This window comes from Brachybacterium sp. AOP24-D1-21 (genome assembly GCF_052378665.1).
In the GTDB taxonomy this organism is placed as follows: domain Bacteria; phylum Actinomycetota; class Actinomycetes; order Actinomycetales; family Dermabacteraceae; genus Brachybacterium.
The window spans coordinates 2636220-2658648 of the sequence record NZ_JBQSXX010000001.1; the positions used below are offsets into that span (position 1 = coordinate 2636220).

Annotated in this window: 18 protein-coding genes; 7 read left to right on the forward strand and 11 right to left on the reverse strand. The window is 70.0% G+C overall.

Translation table 11 applies throughout. From position 1 onward, the window contains the following. Positions 1-33: 33 nt before the first annotated feature. From ACT3UF_RS11780 to ACT3UF_RS11790, 3 genes are all read left to right on the forward strand, one after another. The gene (locus ACT3UF_RS11780) at positions 34-1035 is read left to right on the forward strand and encodes a Gfo/Idh/MocA family protein (RefSeq protein WP_444608351.1); all 1002 of its coding nucleotides are present in this window, start codon (positions 34-36) and stop codon (positions 1033-1035) included. A gap of 177 nt (positions 1036-1212) precedes the next feature. Then, positions 1213-2190 (forward strand): LacI family DNA-binding transcriptional regulator, encoded by a 978-nt coding sequence (locus ACT3UF_RS11785; protein ID WP_442332524.1) that lies wholly within the window; start codon positions 1213-1215, stop codon positions 2188-2190. A 9-nt stretch (positions 2191-2199) separates the two neighbouring features. Beyond that, positions 2200-3363: an ROK family protein gene (locus ACT3UF_RS11790; RefSeq protein WP_441443840.1), complete on the forward strand. Its 1164-nt coding sequence runs from the start codon at positions 2200-2202 to the stop codon at positions 3361-3363. An 83-nt stretch (positions 3364-3446) separates the two neighbouring features. On the opposite strand, the gene ACT3UF_RS11795 is transcribed toward ACT3UF_RS11790, so the two are convergent. The 4 genes from ACT3UF_RS11795 to ACT3UF_RS11810 form a co-directional block, all read right to left on the reverse strand. Further along, on the reverse strand, positions 3447-4838 hold the full coding sequence (locus ACT3UF_RS11795) for an ABC transporter substrate-binding protein (RefSeq protein ID WP_444608352.1): 1392 nt from the start codon (positions 4836-4838) through the stop codon (positions 3447-3449). Between the two features lie 8 nt (positions 4839-4846). Further along, positions 4847-5818 carry a carbohydrate ABC transporter permease gene (locus ACT3UF_RS11800; RefSeq protein WP_442332526.1) on the reverse strand — a complete coding sequence of 324 codons (972 nt, stop codon included), beginning with the start codon at positions 5816-5818 and terminating at the stop codon, positions 4847-4849. Positions 5819-5831: 13 nt separating this feature from the next. After that, positions 5832-6746, reverse strand: a complete 915-nt coding sequence (locus ACT3UF_RS11805; RefSeq protein WP_442332527.1) for a carbohydrate ABC transporter permease — start codon at positions 6744-6746, stop codon at positions 5832-5834. Between the two features lie 125 nt (positions 6747-6871). Next, the gene (locus ACT3UF_RS11810; RefSeq protein WP_444608353.1) at positions 6872-9112 is read right to left on the reverse strand and encodes an alpha-galactosidase; all 2241 of its coding nucleotides are present in this window, start codon (positions 9110-9112) and stop codon (positions 6872-6874) included. A gap of 162 nt (positions 9113-9274) precedes the next feature. On the opposite strand from ACT3UF_RS11810, the gene ACT3UF_RS11815 reads away from it, so the two are divergent. Beyond that, the gene (locus ACT3UF_RS11815; RefSeq protein WP_444608354.1) at positions 9275-10486 is read left to right on the forward strand and encodes a pyridoxal phosphate-dependent aminotransferase; all 1212 of its coding nucleotides are present in this window, start codon (positions 9275-9277) and stop codon (positions 10484-10486) included. Between the two features lie 120 nt (positions 10487-10606). Here the strand turns inward: ACT3UF_RS11815 and ACT3UF_RS11820 are convergent, their stop codons facing one another. Further along, entirely contained in the window at positions 10607-10996 is a 390-nt protein-coding gene (locus ACT3UF_RS11820) for a DUF1304 family protein (RefSeq protein WP_444608355.1), read from the reverse strand. A 127-nt stretch (positions 10997-11123) separates the two neighbouring features. On the opposite strand from ACT3UF_RS11820, the gene ACT3UF_RS11825 reads away from it, so the two are divergent. Then, positions 11124-11714, forward strand: a complete 591-nt coding sequence (locus ACT3UF_RS11825) for a TetR/AcrR family transcriptional regulator (protein WP_441443833.1) — start codon at positions 11124-11126, stop codon at positions 11712-11714. Next, positions 11711-12133: an organic hydroperoxide resistance protein gene (locus ACT3UF_RS11830; RefSeq protein WP_441443832.1), complete on the forward strand. Its 423-nt coding sequence runs from the start codon at positions 11711-11713 to the stop codon at positions 12131-12133. Before ACT3UF_RS11825 ends, ACT3UF_RS11830 begins: the two co-directional genes overlap by 4 nt. Before the next feature lie 121 nt (positions 12134-12254). Here ACT3UF_RS11830 and ACT3UF_RS11835 read toward each other — a convergent pair whose 3' ends face one another. The 6 genes from ACT3UF_RS11835 to ACT3UF_RS11860 all read right to left on the reverse strand — a co-directional run bounded on the left by ACT3UF_RS11835 (position 12255) and on the right by ACT3UF_RS11860 (position 20090). Then, the gene (locus ACT3UF_RS11835; protein ID WP_441443831.1) at positions 12255-13232 is read right to left on the reverse strand and encodes a zinc-binding dehydrogenase; all 978 of its coding nucleotides are present in this window, start codon (positions 13230-13232) and stop codon (positions 12255-12257) included. 156 nt (positions 13233-13388) lie between these two features. Further along, positions 13389-14864 (reverse strand): FAD-dependent oxidoreductase, encoded by a 1476-nt coding sequence (locus tag ACT3UF_RS11840; RefSeq protein ID WP_441443830.1) that lies wholly within the window; start codon positions 14862-14864, stop codon positions 13389-13391. Between the two features lie 156 nt (positions 14865-15020). After that, the gene (locus ACT3UF_RS11845) at positions 15021-15941 is read right to left on the reverse strand and encodes a formate/nitrite family transporter (protein WP_441443829.1); all 921 of its coding nucleotides are present in this window, start codon (positions 15939-15941) and stop codon (positions 15021-15023) included. A 176-nt stretch (positions 15942-16117) separates the two neighbouring features. Beyond that, positions 16118-17116, reverse strand: a complete 999-nt coding sequence (locus tag ACT3UF_RS11850; RefSeq protein ID WP_441443828.1) for a transglutaminase family protein — start codon at positions 17114-17116, stop codon at positions 16118-16120. Further along, positions 17109-19376: a circularly permuted type 2 ATP-grasp protein gene (locus tag ACT3UF_RS11855; protein ID WP_441443827.1), complete on the reverse strand. Its 2268-nt coding sequence runs from the start codon at positions 19374-19376 to the stop codon at positions 17109-17111. Before ACT3UF_RS11855 ends, ACT3UF_RS11850 begins: the two co-directional genes overlap by 8 nt. Before the next feature lie 36 nt (positions 19377-19412). Beyond that, the gene (locus tag ACT3UF_RS11860) at positions 19413-20090 is read right to left on the reverse strand and encodes an AIM24 family protein (RefSeq protein ID WP_441443826.1); all 678 of its coding nucleotides are present in this window, start codon (positions 20088-20090) and stop codon (positions 19413-19415) included. Between the two features lie 209 nt (positions 20091-20299). Between ACT3UF_RS11860 and ACT3UF_RS11865 the strand changes: the two genes are divergently transcribed. Next, positions 20300-22420 carry a protein kinase domain-containing protein gene (locus tag ACT3UF_RS11865; RefSeq protein ID WP_444608356.1) on the forward strand — a complete coding sequence of 707 codons (2121 nt, stop codon included), beginning with the start codon at positions 20300-20302 and terminating at the stop codon, positions 22418-22420. Positions 22421-22429 lie beyond the last annotated feature (9 nt).

Genomic DNA, 22429 nt, shown 5'->3' on the forward strand with positions numbered 1-22429 from the left:
TGACGGAGGAAGTGCGATGACGGAGCAGCAGCGATGAAGGTCGCCATCCTGGGCGCCGCCCACCAGCACGTCGACTACGCCCTGGCGGAGGTCGAGCACCGCGAGGAGCTCGAGCTGGTGGCCGCGTCGGAGCCCGATGTCGCCCTGCGTGAACGCTTCCTCGGCGGGGTCGAGGTTCCCCTCTACGACACCGCGCAGGAGCTGCTCGCCGCCCACGACGTCGACGTCGCCCTGGTGGCCGGGATCTACAGCGAACGCGCACGGGCGAGCATCGCCGCGCTGAACGCCGGCGCGCATGTGCTGGCCGACAAGCCGCTGTGCACGACCCTCGACCAGCTCGACAAGATCAGGACCGTGGCAGATCGGGCTCAGCGGCACGTCTCGATAGTGTTCGAGAAGCGCTTCTATCCCGCCACCCTCGCGCTGCGTCGACTGCTCGCCGACGGGGTGCTGGGCAGGATCGCGATGATCGCGAGCACCGGCCCGCACAAGCTCGGCCAGTCCGCTCGTCCGGCCTGGTTCATGGACCCGGCCACCTACGGCGGGATCGCCGGGGACCTTCCCATCCACGACATCGATCTGGTCCTGGACCTGGTCGCCGGGCAGTCCGGCCTGGCGGCGCTCCACGGCAGCGTGAGCGCCTTCGTCGGCAATGCCCGGCCGCAGGACCATCCCGGCTTCGACGACCACGTCAGCCTCTTGATACGCGTCGGGGAAGTCCCCGCCACCATCGAGGCGAACTGGCTGGCGCCTGAAGCGGCAGAGGTCCACGGCCACTACCGGATGAGGATCACCGGAGAGAAGGGGACCGCTGAGCTGGACTGGGCGTACCACCGCCTCACGGTCACCACCCACGACCGTCCCACCTGGGAGGAGCCATTGGGGCCGGCGCCCCGCCCAGCCCAGTACTTCTTCGACGCGCTCCTGGCCGGCCGCGAGCCCGAGGTCACCACCGCAGCGAGCCTGCAGGCCACCGAGGTCGCACTCAAGGCGCAGCGGAGCGCGGAGGCCGGGGGAGCGCCGCTGGGCTTCTGACCCCCTCACCGCTCGACACCGGCCGTTGGTGGGCCAGGGCCGCCGCACCGGATCCGGTGCGGCACAATGAGGTTCCAGACCACGCAGGGTGAGAACAGAGACACCGTGTCCGGGGGCCGCGGCATCGCCGGAACCGATCCCGTCGCTGCGCGGTGACCGGTATTCAGGAGGTGGGCGATGCGCAGAGCCACGATCTACTCGATCGCGGAGAGTCTGGGGGTCTCGCCCTCGACGGTCTCGCGTGCCTTCTCCCGCCCGGAGATGGTCAAGCAGTCCGTGCGCGAGCAGATCCTCGAGACAGCGCGCGAGCTCGGGTACACCCCCAACCGCGCCGCACGAGGGCTGGCGACCGGCCGCACCGGCGTGATCGGCATGTTGGTGCCCGACGTCGAGAACCCCTTCTTCCCGCCGCTGATCCGCGCGGTCCAGGATGCCGCGCGCGAGCAGGACGCAGAGCTGCTGCTGATCGACTCCGAGCTCAGCGCGAGCGCGGAGCAGGATCTCGTCGCCCGGATCCGTCCGCAGGTCGACGGGCTGATCATCGCTTCCGCCCGTCTTCCCTCGAAGCAGCTGCATGACGTGCTCCGGGGTGTCCCCGCCGTGATCGTCAACCGTGCGGTGCGCTCGCTGCCGGCGGTGGTGTGCGACAACACCGAAGCACTGCAGGGCCTGGCCCAGCATCTCCGCGAGCACGGCCATTCCCGCTTCGCGCTGCTGCGCGGGCCCAGTGCGTCCTGGGCTGCGACCAGCCGTGCCCGGGCCGTGCGCTCCTGGGCCGAGAGCTCCGGGGTCGAGCTCGTGGAGCTGGGCCCCTTCGAGGCGCAGTTCGAGGACGGCCGCGCCGCGGCGCAGCAGATCATCGATGTCGACGCCACCGCCGTCTTCGCCTTCGACGACCTGATGGCCGCCGGAGTGATCGCGGGCCTCAGCGAGCGGGGGGAGCGGGTCCCCGCCGACCGCAGCATCGTCGGCTGTGACGACGTGCTGCTCGCCCGCACCATGACCCCGGGGCTGACCACCGTCGCCGCTCCGTTCACCGAGCTCGGCCGCGCCTCCGTCGAGGTGCTGGGAGAGGCCATCGCCGGCGGCCCGGTACGCACGGTGACCCTGCCCGGCACCCCAGTGATGCGCGGGACGATCGGCCCGCCCCGATAGGCTCTCAGCATGCAGGGGGACGGACACACAGGCACCAGTTCCGCCACCATGGCGGATCTCGGCGGTGAGAGCACGCGCACGGTCTACCGGGACCTGCTGCGGTTCGGCCCCCGCTCGCGCAGCGAGCTGTCCCAGAGGCTCGGCCTCTCGGCCCCCACCGTCACCCGCGTGAGCCGAGATCTGCTCGAGCGCGACCTCCTGCATCCGCTCGGCATCGTGCAGCAGGCCAAGGGACGTCCCCATGAGCCGCTCGACGTCGAGGAGAACCGCGGACCCCGATTCATCGGGGTCAAGGTCACGGCCGACGAGGTCCACGCCGTGGTCACCACGGTGCGCGCCAACGTCCTCGAGGAGCTGACGCTCTCCCTGGAGGACACCGCGCCCGCGACGATCCAGGAGACGATCCTGATCGCCGTCGAGGCGATGATCGCGGCGCATCCCCATGTGGTCGGGATCGGAGTGGGTCTCGGAGGACTGGTCACCGAGCGCCGCACCGTGGTCTCCGCGCATCTGCTGGGCTGGCGCGAGCCCGTCGAGCTCGCCGCTGCCCTAGAGGCCCAGATCCAGCTTCCCGTGGTCGTCGAGAACGACCTGATCGCCATGGTCAACGGCCTGCACTGGTTCGGGATGGGGCGTTCCTACGATTCCTTCGCCGTGCTCACCGTCGGCGCCGGGGTGGGGATCGCGACGGTGGTCGATGGCCGGATCGTGCGCGGACGCCACCACATGGCGGGGCTGACCGGCCTGGTTCCCGTCGGCGTCGGCCCAGGCGGCGACATGATCGCGATCCGCGAGGTCGCCAGCACGCAGGCCGTGGTCCGTCGCGCCCACGACCAGGGCGTGCTTCCCGCGGGAGGGGACATCGAGGACCTGCGCGGACTGCTCGCGACGGGGCACGACGGCGCGCTCTCGGTCGCGACGGAGATGGCGCACGCGCTCGCGGTCACGGCCGTCGGCCTGGTCGCGGTGGTGGATCCCGAAGCGATCGTGCTCGGCGGGGAGAACGTGGACCTGCTGCGGGCCGCCGCACCCACCTTCGAGGAGATCCTGCGGCGGGGTCTCGCCAGCTCACAGCAGGAACTGGCGATCCGCACCCTCAGCGGCGACTTCGACGAATGGGCTCGCGGGGTCGCCGTCATCGCCGTGCAGGAGTTCGTCGGGGTCGAGCCCTGAGGCACGACCCCGACGATGCTCCGCCGGCTGCTCTGTCATTCACACAGGACGCCACTCGAGCAGGGCGCCACTCGAGCAGGGCGTCACTCGAACAGGGCATTGACCCGTTCGTTGAACGAGGCGAAGTCCGCGCCGTCGATCTTCCTCATCCAGCACTGGTCGAAGGCCGTCTGCATGAGCGGCATGATCGAGGCCGAGTTCTCCACCAGCGGGTACAGACCGGTCTCACCGTTGGCCACGCGATCGGTGAACGGGGTGACGTCGAGCCCCTTGGCGGCGTAGCTCTCGATCGCAGCTTCGGTGCCGGCATCCGTCGCCGGGAAGAACGGTGCGCGCTCGCCGATGATCCGCTGCGCCTCGTCGGAGGCGAGGAACGCGATCAGGCGCGCCGCCTCCTCCTTCTTCTCCGACTGCGAGGAGATCGAGTCCCCGAGGCCGTTGAACATCGACATCGGGGTGCCGACCGGACCCGTCGGCAGCGGAGCGATCCCCAGCTCCATGCCCTCCATGTTCGCGAAGGTGGAGATCATCCAGGAGCCCGCGAGTGCGATCCCCGCCTTCCCGGACTGCAGCTGGGTCTGGCCGGGGCTGGAGTCGCCGAACATGCCGAAGGGTGGGAAGAACCCCTTGTCGACCAGGCCGAAGTACCAGTCCATGGTGGCGGCGAAGCGCTCGTCGTCGTAGTTGAAGCGCGTTCCCCAAGTGTTCGCATCGGTGAACGTCCAACCTGTCGAGAGCGCGAACGGCGACCAGCTGGTCTGACCCGTGTAGTCGGTCCCGGCGTCCGCGGCCATGCCGTAGCGCACCACGTTCTTCGGGTCGAAGCCCTCCTCATCGCCGCGCACACCGTTCGCATCCAGCGAGAGCCGGGCGATCAACTCTTCGAAGCTGCCGCCGTCCTCGGGGTTCCAGTCCAGCGTCTCGAGGTCCTCGGGGGTGAACCCCTCCTCGGCGAGCAGGTTCTTGTCATACATGATCGCGATCGTGTCGTAGTCCTTGGGGATCCCGTAGCGGGTGCCCTCCTGATCGCTCCACAGCTCCTGCAGACCATCCTGGAAATGGTCTGCGGTGACGTCCTCGAGGGCGGCGAGCCCGTCCAGCGGCGCGATCACCTCGAGGTTCACGAACTCGGGGAAGCGTGCGAGGTGATCGGTGAAGGCATCGGGGCCCGCCTCTGCGACGAAGCTGGCCGTCAGCTTCGTCCAGTAGTCACCCCATCCCAGCTGCGTGACGCGCACGAAGATGTCGGGGTTCAGCTCCATGAAGCGATTGATCGCTGCGGAGTACGCGGGCAGCTGGTTCGCGTCCCACAGCCAGTAGTCGATCTCGGTGGCACCTGCCGGGGCAGAGGCCGCACCGCAGGCGGAGAGGGCACCGGCGCTGACGGCGCCCGCCGCGAGTGCGGCAGAGCCCTGGAGCAGGCGGCGCCGGGACAGAGCCGTGGGGGAGGGGAGTGTGCGCTTGTGGGTATGCATGGGTGACCTCACTTGATCCCGCTGAAGCCGATGGAGTTGACGATCTTCTTCGCGAACAGCGCGAAGAGGATCAGCATGGGAGCGGCGGCGACCAGCGTCGCAGCCATCAGGCCCGACCAGTCGGGGCCGGTGCCGGGCGACTGGGCTCGGAAGACGCCGAGCGCGACGGTGAGCACCCGGGACTGATCGGTGTAGGACACCATCAGCGACCAGAAGTACTCGTTCCACGCGCCCATGTAGGTGAGCAGGGCCAGAGTGGCCAGCGGTGCGCTGGACATCGGCAGGATGAGGGTGAAGAACACCCGCGACTTGCTCGCCCCGTCAATCAGGGCGGCCTCCTCGACCTCCCTCGAGATGTTGTTGAAGAACTGCCGCAGGAAGAAGATCGCGAAGCTCGAGATGAACAGCGTCGGCAGCATGATCCCTGCCAGGGTGTCCACCAGGCCCAGGTTCTTGATGAGGATGAAGTTGGGCAGCAGGGTGAAGATCTGCGGGATCATCAGCGAGCCCAGGAAGATCAGGAACACCGTCTCCCGGCCGCGCCAGCGCAGGCGCGAGAAGGCATAGGCGGCCATCGCGCAGGAGAAGGTCTGCACGACGGTGATCACCGTGGCGACGATGACGGAGTTCAGCAGATAGCGCCAGAAGTTGATCGACGCGCCGCTGCCTCCCTGGGAGATCGCGGTCTCGACATCCTGCAGGCCGAAGACACGCTCGAAGCCGCCGAGGTTCAGGCCCACCGGCAGCAGGCTGCCCGGATCCGTGGCCAGGGCATTGTTGCTGGACAGCGCGGTGCGCAGCATCCAGTAGAAGGGGAACAGGGTGATCAGCAGGAAGATCACCATCACGGCCCAGGCCGCGATCTTCCCCCAGGGGATGGGCTTCTTCGGCCGATGGATCGAGCGACCCGTGGGGTCGGTGGAGTTCGTGCTGCCGGCGGTGCCGGGGCTGCCCGTGACGGGCTGCGATGTGATGGTCATGTTCTCTCTCCCGTCAGTCCAGGTCCGACTGTCCGGCCTTGGTCAGCCAGTACTGCGTGAAGGTGATGACCATGAGGATCACCAGCAGTGCGACGGACAGGGCTGAGGCGTAGCCGAACTGGTACTGGGCGAAGGCGTTCTCGTAGATGTACATCTGCAGCACCTTCGAGGCGTCGGCCGGACCGCCCTGGGTGGTCACGGACACGGTGTCGAACACTTGGAAGGAGCCGATGATGGTCATGATCAGCACCAGTGCCAGGATCGGGCGCAGCAGCGGCAGGGTGATGCGTCGGAACTGGGCGATCTCACCCGCCCCTTCGGTGCGCGCCGCCTCGTAGAGGTAGACGGGGATGGACTGCAGGCCCGCGAACAGCAGCAGCGCGGTGTAGCCCATGTGGCGCCATACGTTCACCAGCGCGATCGTCGGGATCACCCAGGTCTCGTTGGCCCAGAAGGAGACCGGGTCGAAGCCGATCCACTGCAGGAAGATGTTGAAGATGCCCAGCTGGGTGTCCAGGATCCACAGGAACACGATCGCGGCGACCACATTGGAGACCAGGTAGGGGGTGAGCACCAGCGAGCGCAGGATCGTGGACTGCGTGAGGCGCTGCATGAGCACCCCGATCAGCAGGGCGACGACCGTCTGGACGCCGATGTTGATCAGCACGTACCAGACCGTCACCTTGAGCGAGTTCCAGAAGACAGGATCCGCGATCAGCTTCTGATAGTTCTCCAGCCCCACCCAGACCGGCGGGGTGAGGGTGGTGTACTCCGTGAAGGAGTAATAGATGCCGGTCAGCAGAGGCCACACGAGGAACACCAGCAGGCCGACGGTCGCTGGCGCGATGAACATCAGCGCGAGCTTCGTGTCGTCCTTCCTGCGGCGTCTGGTGGGAGCCGACCGTGTCGACGTCGTCACGGTGGACATGGCGTTCTTCTTCCTATGGGGGGCGAGATTGCGAGGTCCGGAGATGCCGGACCGCGGTGTAAAGGGGGCATCGGGCGGCGGCCGCGTCAGGTAGCTGCCTCAGGCGGCCGAGTCAGGCAGCCGGGTCAGGCGGCCGAGTCAGGCAGCCGGGTGAGGGAGAACAGCACGCCCTGCTCGGGATCGATCAGGGGTGCGGCCAGGCCGGAGGTGGTGAGCACGGCGCCGGGCAGAGCGAGTCCGCCTTCCGCCGCTGCTCGCTGCCACCAGGGCGGCAGGGCCAGGCCCGTGGGGCGCTCGCCGATCAGCAGCGGTCGGAGGAGATAGCGGGCGCGGGGGTCGAGCCCGGGGAAGCGCAGCCGTTCGTGCTGGGACTCGGAGGACCGCCCGACGGCGGCGAGGGCGAACAGCGCCTCCGCTTGGTCCGGGGCCACCACCCCGTACATCCACAGCGGGCTGCTGCCGCGGTCCACGCGCACCAGGTCACCGGTGAACAGCAGCTCGCGGCGCTCCTTGTACAGCGCGATCCACTCCCGCAGCTCCTCCAGCTCCGCGGCTGTGGCCCGGGCCAGGTCCCACTCGATGCCGAGATGTCCGAACAGGGCCGACAGGCCGCGGAAGGCGAGGGTGTGGAGGCGGCCGGTGGTGTGGGAGCGGCCGGAGGCGATGTGGCTGCCCATCAGCTCGAGCGGGATCAGCTGCGAGGTCCAGCGGTTCATCTGCTGGCGGTCCAGCGGGTCGATGCAGTCCGAGACCCACACCCGGTCGGTGTGCTCGAGCACCTCGAGGTCCACGCGGGCCCCGCCCGAGGAGCAGGATTCGATCTCCAGGCCCGGATGGGCCGCCTTCAGCGCATCCATCAGGGCGTAGGCGGCGAGGGTCTGCTCATGCACCGCGGCCCGGCCGGTCTGCGAGGTCGCAGCCTCCAGCAGGTCACGATTGTGGTCCCACTTGAGGTAGCCGATCTCGTACCGGTCCAGGATCGCCATCATCTGGTCCCGGACGTGGGCGAAGGCGGCGGGGACAGACAGGTTCAGCACCTGCTGGTGCCGTGATTCCAGGGGCATCCGCTCGGGGGAGGGGGCCATGATCCACTCGGGATGGGCGCGGGCGACGTCGGAGTCCTCGTTGACCATCTCCGGCTCGAACCAGAGGCCGAACTCCATGCCCAGTCCGCGCACGTGGTCGATCAGCGGGCCGAGCCCGTCGGGCCAGACGTCGTCGGAGACCACCCAGTCGCCGAGCCCGGAGGTGTCATCGCGACGGGAGCCGAACCAGCCGTCATCCAGCACGAAGCGCTCCACGCCGAGCGCCGCTGCACGCTCGGCGAGGTCTTTGAGCCGATCCAGATCGTGATCGAAATAGACCGCCTCCCAGACGTTCAGGGTGACGGGCCGGCGAGTGTCCACGTGCTGGGGCCGGGAACGCAGATGGCGGTGGAAGCGGGAGGCGACGGCATCGAGCCCCTCGCCGTAGGAGGCATAGAGCCAGGGGCCCGCGTACTCCTCCCCGGGGGCGAGGTGGAGCTCGCCCGGGAGCAGCAGCTCGCCGCCGCCCAGGATCCGTCGGCCGGTGTTGATCTGCTCGGCGAGGTGGCGGTGGTTGCCGGAGAAGGCGGTGTGCACGGCCCACGCCTCGCCGTGGCGGAAGCCGAGGCCGGGGCGGCCGGCGTGCAGGACGTATGCGGAGTCGGGTCCCGTACGTCCGCGGCGGTTCTCGCGCAGGTGGGTGCCGACGGTGAACGCGGAGCGCTGCGGGGTGCGCTCCTTGGCCCAGCGACCGGCGAAGTCGAGCAGCTCCTCGGCATCTGCCGGGACCGGGACGGTGAGCGTCAGCTCCGCCAGGGAGTACGGGGTCTTCGCGGTGTTGGTGAGAGTGGTGCGCATCCGCAGCAGCCCGGAGGGGAGCAGCTCGACCTCGAGGCGGAGTGCGAGACCGAGCAGGGCGTCGGTCAGGACGAAGCGCACCGTGGCGGCGCCGCTCTCGATGTGTGCGGCTGTTATCGGGGTGCCGTCGAGGGTGACGCTCTCGGTGATGAGCCGGGGGTTCCAGCCGGAGCCGTCCGGACGGGAGCCGCTGAGGCCGGGCCGGCCGATCCAGCCGTCGCTCTGCTGGGGAATGATCCCGATCCGCACCGGGACGTCGACCGCATTCTGGGGGACCACGTCGACGGCGCTCTCGCACACCGCATCGAGCCCTGCCTCACCGAGCTCACCGAGCGCCGCGCCCCAGTGGGCGATCGTCGGCGCCCGCCCATCGGTGACATCCAGGACCACCGAGACACCGGAGGCGGTGAGGTGGAGGCGGTGGGTCGCACCGGGGCGGGGAGCGAGCACCGGGTGATCGGCGGGGATCTCATGAGCGGACAACTGCGGCCTCCAGGGGCGGTCGTGGCGACGGTGCGACGTCCTCTGCGACACCGCCTTACTGAAACTATGAAATTAAAGCCGTCTCGTCAAGTGCCCGCGCCCGACTTCCTGTCATCGTGAGCGCTACGCTGTCGCACACCCGAGAAGGCCAGGAGCCCCAGAATGATCTTCACCCAGTCCTCGAAACTGCGCGACGTGTGCTACGAGATCCGAGGACCGGTCCCCGCAGAGGCAGCTCGCATGGAGGCCGAGGGCCACCAGATCCTCAAGCTGAACATCGGAAACCCCGCGCCGTTCGGCTTCGAGACGCCCGACGAGATCCTCGTCGACATGATCAAGAACCTGCCCACCGCACAGGGCTACTCCGACTCCAAGGGCATCCCCTCTGCTCGTCGAGCGGTCGCGCAGTATTACCAGACCCGGAACATGCCCGGCATCGGGCTCGAGGACGTCTACCTCGGCAACGGCGTCTCCGAGCTGATCCAGATGGTGTGCCAGGCCCTGGTCGACGACGGCGACGAGGTGCTGGTCCCGCAGCCCGACTATCCGCTGTGGACCGCCTCGGTCTCGCTCGCCGGCGGCCGCGCCGTGCACTACCGATGCGACGAGGACGAGCACTGGTGGCCGGATGTCGCCGACATCGCTGACAAGGTCACCGAGCGCACCAAGGCGATCGTGGTGATCAACCCCAACAACCCCACCGGCGCCGTGTACCCCGAGCACGTGCTGCGCGACATCCTCGAGGTCGCCCGCAAGCACGGGCTGATGATCCTCGCGGACGAGATCTACGACAAGATCCTCTATGACGATGCCGTCCACACCCCGATCGCCTCGCTCGCCCCGGATCTGCTCTCGATCACCTTCAACGGCCTCTCCAAGGCCTACCGGGTGGCGGGGTTCCGGGCCGGCTGGATGGCGCTGTACGGCCCGAAGGACCACGCGGCGAGCTTCATCGAGGGCCTGGACGTGCTCTCCAACATGCGCCTGTGCCCCAATGTTCCTGCGCAGCACATCGTGGCCACGGCGCTGGGCGGTCAGCAGTCGATCCAGCAGCTGATCCTGCCCGGCGGACGGCTGCGCGAGCAGCGCGATGTCGCCTACGAAGGCCTGAGCGCGATTCCCGGCGTCTCGGTGCAGAAGGCGCAGGGCGCGCTGTACATGTTCCCGAAGCTCGATCTGGAGATGTACCGCATCGACAACGACGAGCAGTTCGCCTACGACCTGCTCCGCGCCCGCAAGCTGCTGGTCACCCAGGGCACCGGGTTTAACTTCCCCACGCATGACCACTTCCGACTGGTCACCCTGCCGTCCGTCGAGGTGCTGGCAGACGCCATCGACCGGATCGGGGACTTCCTGGCCGGGATCCGGCGCTGAACGGTTCGGCGCTGGATCACCGCCCGCTCGCCCGCTCAATCCTGCGCTCGCCTGCGTGACCGGGCGCTCGAGCCTGCGCCGCGTCCTGGGGTCAGGAGGTGGGGGATCCGGGGTTGGGGTTCAGAGGGCCAGGCCCGCCGTCAGGGCGAGGATCGCGAGCAGCGGGAGGGCGCCCTGCTTGAGCGCCGCCCCGCGATGGGCGGGGGAGGCGAGCAGCAGCACCAGCGCCGCGGCGAGCATGCTGCCGGTGCCCGCGAGGGCTAGCGCCGCCCCGACCGCCGTCGTGCCCGCGAGCAGCAGCACGGCCCCCAGCGCGGCGAGCACCGCGAGGAAGAGGTTGTAGAAGCCCTGGTTCAGGGCCATCAGCCTCGTCGCGGCGACCTCCTGCGGGCTCTGCTCGCCGAAAACGGCGGCGGCTCGCGGAGTGCCCCACAGCAGGGACTCGAGGGCGAAGATCGCGACGTGCAGGGCGGCGGCGGCCAGGGCGAGCACGGAACCGAGGATGATCAAAGGAACCTCCGAGGGCATTGTGAAGTGATTGCTCCACTATAGTGGGTGCCACGTCGCCCGTCGCCCCGGTTCCCGGTGCGATCGGCGACAGGATGCACGGACGGGCGCGAGCACTTCGGGAGGGATCATGGGGCGACCGGCAGCTTTCGATCGGGACGAGGCGGTGCGCGCCGCGCGCGACGTGTTCTGGCGCGAGGGCTACGAACCCGCCTCCATGGCGACCCTCCAGCAGGCCACCGGCCTGAGCGCGAGCAGCATCTACCACGCCTTCGGTTCCAAGCGCGGCCTCTTCGACGCCGCTCTGGAGGACTATCTCGACCAGGTGGTGCGCCCCGGCCTCGCTCCGCTGCGCGCGCCGGCGATCGCTCCCGATGCTCTCGTCGCCTACTTCCGTGCGGCCCGCGAACGTTTCGCGGACCCGACCGGCCGCACCCCCGCCGACGGCTGCCTGCTGGTGAACACCGCCTGCTCCGGTATCGCCCGCGACGGGACCATCGCCGAGGTGGTGCGCGCCTATCGCGCCGAGCTGCACGCCGCGTTCTCGCGCGGCGCCGCGGCCCAGCGCCCCCACCGCACGCCCGCGGACCGCGAGCGCCTGGTGGAGACCTGCGTCTCGCTGCTGATCAGCGCGCTGGCCATGGCCCGGGTGGATCACGGGGCGGCGCTCGCCGCCCTCGACGTCGCCCTCTCCCATCTCGAGAACAAGGACACTCCATGAAGCCGCTCTACACCACCGAAGCTCTCGCCACCGGCGGCGGCCGCGACGGACACGTCGACGTCGTCGGCGCCGATCTCGCCCTGGATCTGGCAATCCCCGCCGAGATGGGCGGCAGCGGGAACGGCGCGAACCCCGAGCAGCTCTTCGCCGCCGGCTTTTCCGCCTGCTTCCACTCCGCGCTGCAGTCCGTCGCGCGCCGGCAGAAGATCGCGATCGACGGCTCGAGCGTCGGCGCCCGCGTGACCATCGGCTCCGAGGGGGATGGGGGCTTCTCGCTCGCCGTCGAGCTCGAGGTGGTCATTCCGGAGCTGGACCACGACGCCGCCCAGGCCCTCGCCGAGGCCGCCCATCAGGTGTGCCCGTACTCGAACGCCACCCGCGGGAACATCCCGGTCACGGTCACCGTCAGCGACGACTGAACGTCGCCTGCCGGAGGCTCGGTGCCGGCCTATGCGTGACGGAGGGCCCCGACGGGATCGATCCCGTCGGGGTCCTGCCTCCTGCGTGCGGCCGGGACGATGTGCTCCGGCAATGGCTTGATCAGGGGCGCAGCAGCACCTTGCCCTGTCGGCCATCGGTGAGCGTCGCCGACACGGCGCCGACCACCTCGTCCAGAGCGAAGGTGCCGGCCGTGGGCAGCGTGACTTCGCCGGTGAGCAGCCGGGTGATGATCTCGGTGATCAGCCCGCGCCGCATCTCGGGGCTCATTCGCGCGGAGACCTTCGCGCCCCAGAATCCCTCGACCTTCAGGTCGCGGAAGATGATCGGGCCGGAGGGCAGCGCCATCGTGGTGCCGCCCATCGCGCCGAAGACGACCAGGCGCCCGCCCTCGCCGAGCAGGGAGGCCACCTGCCCCGCGGCCTCGCCGCCCACGGAATCCAGTCCCGCGGCGACGTGCGCGTCGCCGATCAGGGCGCGGGCCTGCTGCTCCCAGTCCTCCTGGTCGGTGGCGACCACGTCGCCGATGCCCTGTGCGGCCAGCTCCTCGATGCCGCTGCTGCGGCGCACCAGGCTGATCACCCGCTGGTCGCGGCCCCGTGCGAACTGGGCGACCAGACGGCCGACGGCCCCGGTCGCGGCGTTCTGCACGAGCACCTCGCCGGGGGCAAGGTCCAGGTGCTCGAGCAGGGACAGGGCGCTGAACGGCATGGCGACCAGCTGGGCGGCGGCCTCGTCGGGAAGCTCCGCCGGCAGCGGGATCAGGGCCCCGGCGGGCGCGGTGAACAGCTCCGCCCAGGTGCACGGGACGCCGGTGACCGCCACCCGGTCCCCGGGGGCGACGGTGTCCACGCCCTCGCCGAGCTGCTCGACGACCGCGACGGCCTCGCTGCCGGGTTGCGCGGGAAGCTCAGGGCGCACGCCGTAGGTGCCGCGGATCGTCCACAGGTCGTGGTGGTGGATGGGGCTGAGGACCAGCCGCAGCAGAACCTCGCCTGCGGCGGGGGAGGGGGCGTCGACCTCGCGGGTCTGCAGGACGTCGGCGGGCTCGCCGAAGCGGTCGTAGGACACGGTGCGCATGGGGGACCTCTCAGTAGTGGAATGCTCACTACAGAATAGGGGTCGTCAGGGGTGCTGTCCCGCGCATGTGAGGTGGGAGACGAGGAGCCGGGACCGATGCCGGGTCGAGGCGACGGTCCCGGCTCCTCGTGGTGGCCGGTGGTGCTGTGGTGCTGGTCAGGCGTGCGAGGGCTGGTTCACCGCGTCGCGGGAGACGCGCACCATCTCCTCGCGCTCGACGACCTTGATCCGGGCGCGGGGCTCTCCGTCGGCGTCGACCGCGGCGGCGCCGAGCGCCTTCTCGTGCTCGTCCAGCGCCATCCAGCCGTCCCAAGTCGTGTACGGCACGCCACGGTCCTCGAGCAGGCGCAGGACAGCGTCGCCGTCACGCTCGGGCGCGGAGTGCAGAACACCGGACTCGATGTCCTCGAGCAGGCTGGCGATGGTCTCGATGGCGTCGGACTTGGTCGCGCCGATCAGGCCCACCGGGCCGCGCTTAATCCAGCCGTTGGCGTAGAGGCCGGGCAGCACATCGCCCTCGGCAGCGGTGACACGGCCGGCGGTATTGCTGATCACGCCGCGCTTCGCGTCGTAGGGGATGCCGGGCAGCTCGGAGCCGTGGTACCCGACGGCCCGGTAGATCGCGCCGAGCTCGTAGTCCACGAACTCGCCGGTGCCCTCGAGGTTGCCCTCTTCATCCAGCTGGGTGCGCTCGAAGCGCATGCCGGTGACTCGTCCTCCGTCGCCACCCTCGCCGAGGATCTCGACGGGGCGGTGCCAGAAGTGCATGTGGAGGCGGCGCTGGACCGGGCGGCCCTCGCGGTCCGTCGGCTCCTCACCGGCGGCCTCGCGGCGCTGCTGCTCCTCGAGCCAGCCCACGAAGGTCTGGACCACCTGGTCCGTGCGCTTGTCGGCCTTGATGGTCTCCCACTGGGCCTCGGTGATCTGCTCGATGTCGCGCGGATCCATGACGACCTGGAGACCCCGCGGGTGGGACAGCTCGCGCGCCTCGAGGGGGGAGAACTTGGTCTGCGCAGGTCCCCGACGGCCGAAGACGTGCACGTCGGTGGTCTTCGCAGCCTGCAGGCCCTCGTACACGTTGGCGGGGATCTCGGTGCGCAGCAGCTCATCCGCGGTCTTGGAGAGCACGCGGGCGACGTCCAGGGCGACGTTCCCGTTGCCGACCACGGCGACGGACTCGGCGTCCAGCTCCCAGGTGCGGGGATAGTCCGGGTTGCCGTCGTACCAGGCCACGAAGTCTGCGGCGCCGTGGGAGCCTGCGAGTTCGACGCCGGGCACCGAGAGCTCGGCGTCCTTGAGCGCGCCGGTGGCGAAGATGGCCGCGTCGTAATGGGTCCGCAGGTCCTCGATGGTCAGATCGGTGCCGAACTCGACGTCGCCGAGGAAACGGATGTCACCGCGACCCAGGATCCGATGCAGCGCGGTGATGATCCCCTTGATGCGCGGGTGATCCGGGGCGACGCCGTAGCGGATCAGCCCGAAGGGAGCGGGGAGGCGATCGAACAGGTCGATCGTGACCTGGAGCTCACCGTTCTTCACCGGCGCAGAGCGCAGCAGGGTCTCAGCGGCATAGACGCCGGCGGGGCCGGAGCCGATCACGGCCAGACGGAAGGGCTGCTGGGAGGAGGACATCTCACCTCGGTCTCATGGCGCGGTGGCGCCGGGTCGGATGCGGTCCGGAGCGGTCGCGACGTCATCCGCCGACTCCGCTCTGCGCAGATTTCCGCACCACTCTATACGCGAAATTCGCCCGGACCCGGGCCACTGTGAGCGGCCTGACGTCGCGGGTCAGCTCCTGGCCAGGTCAGCATCTCCTCGGCGGTAGGTCGCCCAGAAGTAGGCGCCGACCAGCACCGCCCCGCCCACGATGTTGCCCAGGACCACCGGGATCATGTTGTCCCAGATCGCGGCGCCGACCGTGATCGAGGAGTAGTCCTCGAGGGACGTCCCGACTGCCTGGATCGCCTCGCCCTGCCAGAAGGAGTCGCCAGCGAAGGTCTTGATCAGCAGTCCCATCGGGAGCATGAACATGTTGGCCACGGAATGTTCGAAGCCGGTGGCCACGAACAGGGCGATGGGCCCGGCCACGCCGAGGACCTTGTCCGTGACGGTCTTGCCGGCGGTGGCGACCCAGACGGCCAGGCAGACGGCGAGGTTCGCGAGGACCCCCAGGAAGAAGGCCTGGTGCCAGTCGTGATCGAGCTTGGACCGGGTGGTGTCCAGGACGATCAGCCCCCAGGCGGACCCGTTGGTCGCATGGGTCCCGGCGCCGAGCATCAGCAGTGCGATGAGGAGGGCGCCGAGCAGGTTGCCGCCTGCGGACATCCCCCAGTGGCCCAGCATCCGACCGGTGGAGATCCGTCCGGACAGCCTAGGCATGAACGTCAGGGTGGTGCCGGTGAACAGGTCGGAGCCGCTGATCACCACGAGCCCGAGGCCGACGGAGAAGACGGTGCCGCCGATGAGCTTGGCGATGCCGACCGGCCAGTCGCCCATCCCCTGCTGGGTGGTGACCATGAAGACGAATCCCAGGGCGATGAAGGCGCCCCCGGTGAGGGTCTGCAGGAACATCCGGCTCCACGGTGCGGTGGCCTTCGCGTACATCGCATCCTCGAGCGCGGTCGTCAGTGCCTTCGGCGTGGGGATCACGGGGCTCGGCGCGCTGGGCGTGGCGGCAGGAGTGGGGTCCGCGGGCGCGGGCACGTTCATGGGAAGGTCTCCAGGAGGTGGCAGGGGACGGCGACCGGGCCCTGCATGACGTGCACCGTCCGGTTACCGGCGGTCAGGCTACGCCTGACCGGACAGTCGAGCGCGCTCCTTCGGCAGTCGCCATCCCGGGACCTGCTCGTCGTGCGGCGAGAGGTGGCCAGGCTCACTCCGGCGACTCACTCCGGGCTGCCGGCGCCCGGTGCCTCGGGCACCACTCCGACGGCGACGGCGAGAGTGCTGCTGGCGCCGGGCGGTCCCACCACGATGCCCTTCAGCGGCGGCACATCCGCGTAGTCCCGGCCCCAGGCGGTGGTCACGAAGCGCTGGTCCACGAAGGCGCGGTTGGTGGGGTCGATGTCCACCCAGCCGGTTCCGGGGACCAGCACGCTGAGCCAGGCATGGGAGGCGGCGGAGCCGACCATCTCCCCGACCGGCTCGGTGCCCAGCACCCCGCCGGCCGACGGCGCGGTCCGCAGATACCCGGAGACATAACGGGCCGCGAGCCCTGCAGCGCGCACCGCGGCGAGCCCGACGTGAGAGAAGTCCTGGCAGACGCCGTGCCGGGCGGCGAGCACCTCCTCGAGGGTCGAGGAGACGGTCGTGGCGGCGGAGTCGTAGGTGAAGTCGGTGTGGATCAGCGCCGTGAGATCGGACAGGCACTCACCGATCGCGCGGCCGGGGGTGAACACCTCGGCGGAGATCTCCTGCGCCGCGGTGCCTGCGGGGATGCGCGGGGAGGGGTGGACGAAGTCGAGGCCGGAATCCGGCAGCAGCGAGCCCCAGTGCTCCGGGGTGCACTGCTCCCAGGGGCGCGACATCGGCTCGATCGGATAGCGGCGCTCCGCGACGGTGACGCGGGCGTGAGAGTGGACGTCGAGCTGCGCATGAGGGGTGTCCACCAGCAGATAGGTCGAGGAGTTCCCGTAGAAGTCGGTGTGTGCGGTGAGGCGGGCCGGGGCCGGGTCCACGACCACCTCGTGCGAGAGCACCCTCTGATGCGGTGTGGCGCGCGGCTCGATATGGGCGCGGCCGTAGTTGCGCGAGACAGGTTTGGCGTACCGATAGGACGTCAGGTGGTGGACGCGGTAGTGGACGGGCTCGGCAGCGCCCGCCTCGTCGTCCCGCAACGGGATCAGCGGTCGCAGGCGCTTCGCATCCTGGTCATGCTCAGACATCGTCGATACCCCATCGTGAGGTGGATTCAGAAGGACGGAAGAAGCGGTTCTCCAGGGCGGTCGCGAGCTCCCGCAGCAGGTCGATCGCAGCATCGACCTCCTCCAGCAGCGCGGTCGGGGCGCTCGCGGAGTCGTCGGCGTCAGCGACCGGGCGCAGCAGCTCGCGCGCCTCCCAGGAACCGATCCGGGAGCGCAGCGCGATCAGCGGGGCCCGCAGCTCGGGAGACGGGGTGACCTCCGGCAGCCTGTCCAGCGCCATCCCCAGCCGCTCGAGCTGGAAGGCGATCGAACGGGGCAGCGTCGGGTCGTTCAGCAGCAGCTCCAGCAGCAGTTCCGGCTGCACGGCGGCGTGGTAGGAGCGCCGGTAGGAGGCGCCGGACTCGGTGATCAGCGCGACGGCACCGGCGACCCGCACCTCAGCGGCGCGTACACGGCGCCGACCCAGAGTGGCCCGCAGCAGCGCCAGCAGGCTCATGGCGCGTTCGATCTTGCGCCCCACCTCGGTGAGATCCCAGCCCAGGTTCCGCGGCATCGAATCGGCGACCGCGCCGGAGAGCGTCAGGCAGCCGTCCACGATGTCCGTCAGCCCCTGCTCGAGCGGCGGACGGTCCGGGCCGCCCAGCGCCCGGACCTCCTGGCGCATGCGGGCGATCACCGGCCAGACGTCATCCGAGATCAGATCCCTGAGCGTGCGGGTGGTGTGGGCGAGCGCGGTGTAGGACTGGGCGAGGGAGCCGGGCCGCGCCAGGTCGGTGAGCAGGCTCTCGAGCTCGGTGCGCACCTCTTCACGGTCCTGCAGTTCCACATCCAGGAAGCCCGGGTACGTGGTGGTGGCCTCGGTGACCGCCTCGAGCAGCACGGCCTGGGCGGTGCGGGCGGCGGGGCTGTGCTCCGCATCCAGGTCGTTGACGGTGTCCAGGACCGTCCGCAGCAGGCGGGCGGTGGAATCCACCCGCTCGAGATAGCGGCCGAACCAGAACAGGTCCGAGCCGATCGACCGGGTCATCGCGGGATACGCGCTGAGCATCCCGCGGGTCCGGGCGGCGGTGCGCGGCTCGGCGACGTTCTCCGCGGGCGGTGCCGGGTCAGCGACCGGAGAGGTCTCCGCGACCGTGACCCAGACATCCTTGAGCGCCGGGGGTCCGTCATCGGAGGTCGTGGCGATCCCACCGGGCAGCACCTCGTAGCCGTCCTCCGTGCCCATCACCAGCAGCTGGATCCGCACCGGCCGCTCGACGAGGGCGTCGCCGCCGCGCGGGTCCAGGCTCAGCCACCGGGCACCAGCGGCCTCCGGATCGGCGGGGCGCAGCAGCAGGTCCTCATGGAGCATCTGCCGGCACAGGTCCGGCAGCGCGGAGCGCAGATCCGGGTTCTCCAGCAGTCCGGCGCCGAGCGGGTTGAAGATCTCCACGTCGCCGCAGCGGGCGGCCTCGACCAGGCCGGTCACCCCGCCCAGCGGGGTCGGGCCCAGGTCCAACGGGTCCAGCAGCTGTGAGGGCACCAGGCGCAGCACGGCGTCCACCGCATCACCGGGATCGGAATCCAGACCGGGCAGGCGCAGGGTTACGGAGCCGGAGCCGGTGCGCAGATCCCCGGCGGAGACCATCGGGGCGCCCAGCAGGTTCGCCAGCCAGCTGTGGTCGAATCCCCGCATCGGGTCCTCGGACTCATCCGTCAGGACCACAGTGCGGCCGGCGCGGCCGTCGGACCGGGTGCGCTGATGCAGCGAGGTGCGCAGGGCATCGAAGAACGGATGCAGGCGGCGCAGCGGCGTGGAGCGGTACAGGGTGGGCGCGCAGCGGGAGAGGACCCGCCGCAGCTCGAGGGTGGTGCCGGCGCCTCCGGGCACGTCCACGGAGTCCTCGAGGACCACCCATGACCCCTCGGCGGTGCGGGTGACGGTGCTGGTCAGCGCGAAGAGATGATGGTTCCCGCGAGCGGGGATCCCGACGGCCGAGCGCAGGTACGCAGGATCCTGGAGGAGCTGTGCGGCCGGGGCGACGTCGGTGCCGAGCACGGTGCGCGGGCCGTAGAGATCCCCGTACAGGGCGTCCAGCAGCCGCACCCGCTGGATCAGGCCCGTGGACAGCACCGACCAGGAATCGGCATCCAGGACCAGCGGCACGGGATCGATCACGGGCGTGGCGGTGGAGACGTCGGCGGCGAACATGCGCGCCGCCGACGTCGCCGCGCGCCGTCGGCCCAGTGGTCCGAGAGCATCGAGCTCGTCGACCAGGGCCTGAGGCGGGGTGGAGATCACCGGAACATCGTAGACATGACGCCGCGGTGCGGGCAGTCAGGAACCGCTGACCACCGGGATGCCCTCGGAGGGCTGGACCACGACGAAGCCCGGGCCGTGGAAGGCGAGCTGGAAGGACTCGCCGGAGCCGCGGCCGATCAGCGAGCCCATCTTGAAGTCGTTCTTGATCTGCGGCTGCAGGTTCGCCGACCAGCACACCGCGGCCTGGGGATCCACGTAGGTGGGCTGCTGGGAGCAGTCCAGCAGCATCGGCGGGCCGTCGGAGGTGACCGCGACCATGCCCTGGCCCTGCAGGAACAGGTTGAACAGGCCCCCGGCCATGAAGCCCGCGCCGCCGAGGGACTTGATGTCCCACTGGATGGAGCTGTCGAAGGCGAGCATGTTCTTGGTGTTCAGGGTGAGGGCCTCGCCCTCGAGCTGGATCAGGAAGATCTCATTGGCCTGACGGGCGTAGAAGATCTCGCCCTGCCCGCGGGTGCGCATCATGTTGCCGCCCTCGCCGGTGGCCATCTTCTTCAGCAGCTTCATGCCGCCGCCGGAGCCCTGGTACGAGAAGTCCATCTGCCCCTGGTAGGCGACCATCGCCCCGGAGGCGGAGATGATCTCCGGCGCGTCCGGAGTGAGCGAGCAGCGCAGCATCTTGTTGGACTGCAGCGCCCATCGGTCGTTGGTCTGGCGCTCCTGGTTGGAGGCATCGAACAGGTTCGAACGCATGGCACGGAGTCCTTTGGTCGCTCTCGGGCGCCGGACGGCAGCCGCCCCGCACCACGGCGCCCACCGCGCCGCGAGGCGATCGTCTCACGCCGTCACCCCTCAGGAATGCTCCATCAGGCCCGTGTCCGGGGTGCGGCCGAGGTGCGGACAGTGTGGGGGAGCGGTGAAGCGGGCACGATGCCGGGCACGGGCCTCGTAGCATGGAGACCATGGCAGAGTCCCGCATCTCCCGCCGCGACGCCCGCGACCCGCGGCTGCTCGCGCTCGCCGAGGACTCCGGCTACGAGATCCTCGGCCGGATCGGTGCCGGCGGTATGGGGATCGTCTACCGTGCGCACGATGCCGACGGCAATGACGTGGCCATCAAGCTGCTGCGTCACGAGATCTCGGACGACCCGCAGGCGCGCGAGCGCCTGGCGCGTGAGGTCACGGCGCAGAAGTTGGTGCGCAACGACAACATCGTGCGCATCCTCGACGCGGAACTCGACTCCTCGGACGCCTTCGTGGTCACCGAGTTCATCCCCGGGCCGACGCTCGAGGACGCGGTGCGCTCCCACGGTGGCCTGCACCCCGAGTCGGTGCGGGAGGTCGGACTCGTGATGGGGGAGACACTGCGCGACATCCACCGTGCCGGGGTGATCCACCGCGACCTCAAACCCAGCAACGTGATGCTGCGTGGCGCCACCGAGGGCGACCTGACCGGGTTCGATCCCGACGGGGATCGGCTGGATCCGGTGATCATCGATTTCGGCATCGCGATCGCGGCCGAGGAATCCCGACTGACCTCCACCGGCCTGGTCATGGGCACCGCCGCCTATCTCGATCCCGAGGTGATCCGCAGCGATCACACGGGAGAGGCGGGGGACTGGTGGGCCTGGGCCGCGCTGCTCTCCTTCGCGGCCACCGGCCGTGATCCTTTCGGCAGCGGCCGTGCCGACCTGGTGTTCCTGCGCGCCGAGCGCGGGGAGATCGACGTCGACGGGCTGCCCACGGAGCTCGCGGACTGGCTGCGCGCGGCGCTGCGCTCCGTCCCTGCGGAACGCCCGGCTCCCGAGGACATGATCGCGCGGCTCGCCGAGCTGGACCTCACGCGGTATGCGGACCCCGGGGACACGGAGATGCTGGATGCGGGGTCTCGGACCGCGGTGCTGCCGGTGATCGGAGCGGCCCCGCCCGGTGCTGAGGACGCAGACCCGACAGGTGGGACCCCGGAGGGGGCGTCGCCCGGGGCACCGGCCGCTGCCGCGGAGGCGACCGCAGGCGCCCAGGACCAGCCCACCGAGGCGATCCCGATGATCGCCACCCCAGCGGAGCATCCCACCGAGGCGCTGCCGCGGATCACGACTGCCGCGGATTCGGTCACCGAGGCGCTGCCCGTCATCGGGAACCCCACCATGGCGCTGCCGGTCGTCTCCTCGCCGCAGCACAGCGCGCCGCCGTCGCATGTGCCGCAGCACTACTCCCCGCAGCCTTCCCCTCAGCCGCAGTCCTTCCAGCAACCGCCCCCTCAGCAACCATCCACTCAGCAGCTGCCGCGCCAGCAGGTTCCGGTGCAGGAGCACCCGGGCCAGCCGTACGCCTACTCCCAGCAGCTGGCTCCGCAGCATCCGAATCTGCAGCATCCGGCTCCGCAGCGTCAGGCTCAGCAGACGATCGAGGCACGGCCGCAGCACCCTGCGCAGTACCCGCCCTCCGCAGCCGAGCCGTCGGCGCCGTACGGTGCGTGGCCGGCGCCGCCGCCGCGCCGTCCGCTGCTGGTGTGGATCGGGCACCTGCTGATCGTGTCCCTCGCTGCGATCGCGCCCTATGTGTCGCTGGCCGTGCTGCTGCTGCTGGGGGCGTTGGCCCGCACCTGGGAGCGGTCGCATCTGTCCGTGACCGCTCAGCGGATGCGCGGAGCCACCGGTGCGGGGCCGCAGTGGAGGACGGGCCTCGCCAGTCCCTTCCGTTTCCTGCTGGGGCTGCTCGAGATCGCGGTGCAGGCAGTGTTCCCGCTGGTCCTCGGGGTGCTGGTGTGTATCGCTCTCGATGTGTCCTGGACGCTGCTCCAGGGCGCTCCGCCGCCGGACGGAGTCGCCTTCGCGACCGCGGCGGCGATCACCCTGCTGATCACCTGGGTGGGTTTGGGCAGTCGCACCACCCGCAACGGTGCGCACCGGATGGTCGACGCCGCCGCGCCGGACCTGCTCTGGAGCGCAGTGGTGGCGGTGCTGCTCCTGCTCCTGCTGGGCGCGGTGATCTTCACCCTCCTGGCCCGCGGGGGAGCGGTCGACTACTTCCCCTTCCCCAGCGGACCTCGGCTCGAGGACATCGCCATCTGGCGGCGCTGAGCTCGCGCT

What these genes read in the sequence shown, in the direction of transcription:
- ACT3UF_RS11780 (WP_444608351.1), top strand. Translation starts at nt 34, where the DNA reads ATGAAGGTCGCCATCCTGGGCGCCGCCCACCAGCACGTCGACTACGCC.
- ACT3UF_RS11785 (WP_442332524.1), top strand. Translation starts at nt 1,213, where the DNA reads ATGCGCAGAGCCACGATCTACTCGATCGCGGAGAGTCTGGGGGTCTCG.
- ACT3UF_RS11790 (WP_441443840.1), top strand. Translation starts at nt 2,200, where the DNA reads ATGCAGGGGGACGGACACACAGGCACCAGTTCCGCCACCATGGCGGAT.
- ACT3UF_RS11795 (WP_444608352.1), bottom strand. Translation starts at nt 4,838, where the DNA reads ATGCATACCCACAAGCGCACACTCCCCTCCCCCACGGCTCTGTCCCGG.
- ACT3UF_RS11800 (WP_442332526.1), bottom strand. Translation starts at nt 5,818, where the DNA reads ATGACCATCACATCGCAGCCCGTCACGGGCAGCCCCGGCACCGCCGGC.
- ACT3UF_RS11805 (WP_442332527.1), bottom strand. Translation starts at nt 6,746, where the DNA reads ATGTCCACCGTGACGACGTCGACACGGTCGGCTCCCACCAGACGCCGC.
- ACT3UF_RS11815 (WP_444608354.1), top strand. Translation starts at nt 9,275, where the DNA reads ATGATCTTCACCCAGTCCTCGAAACTGCGCGACGTGTGCTACGAGATC.
- ACT3UF_RS11825 (WP_441443833.1), top strand. Translation starts at nt 11,124, where the DNA reads ATGGGGCGACCGGCAGCTTTCGATCGGGACGAGGCGGTGCGCGCCGCG.
- ACT3UF_RS11830 (WP_441443832.1), top strand. Translation starts at nt 11,711, where the DNA reads ATGAAGCCGCTCTACACCACCGAAGCTCTCGCCACCGGCGGCGGCCGC.
- ACT3UF_RS11835 (WP_441443831.1), bottom strand. Translation starts at nt 13,232, where the DNA reads ATGCGCACCGTGTCCTACGACCGCTTCGGCGAGCCCGCCGACGTCCTG.
- ACT3UF_RS11840 (WP_441443830.1), bottom strand. Translation starts at nt 14,864, where the DNA reads ATGTCCTCCTCCCAGCAGCCCTTCCGTCTGGCCGTGATCGGCTCCGGC.
- ACT3UF_RS11845 (WP_441443829.1), bottom strand. Translation starts at nt 15,941, where the DNA reads ATGAACGTGCCCGCGCCCGCGGACCCCACTCCTGCCGCCACGCCCAGC.
- ACT3UF_RS11850 (WP_441443828.1), bottom strand. Translation starts at nt 17,116, where the DNA reads ATGTCTGAGCATGACCAGGATGCGAAGCGCCTGCGACCGCTGATCCCG.
- ACT3UF_RS11860 (WP_441443826.1), bottom strand. Translation starts at nt 20,090, where the DNA reads ATGCGTTCGAACCTGTTCGATGCCTCCAACCAGGAGCGCCAGACCAAC.
- ACT3UF_RS11865 (WP_444608356.1), top strand. Translation starts at nt 20,300, where the DNA reads ATGGCAGAGTCCCGCATCTCCCGCCGCGACGCCCGCGACCCGCGGCTG.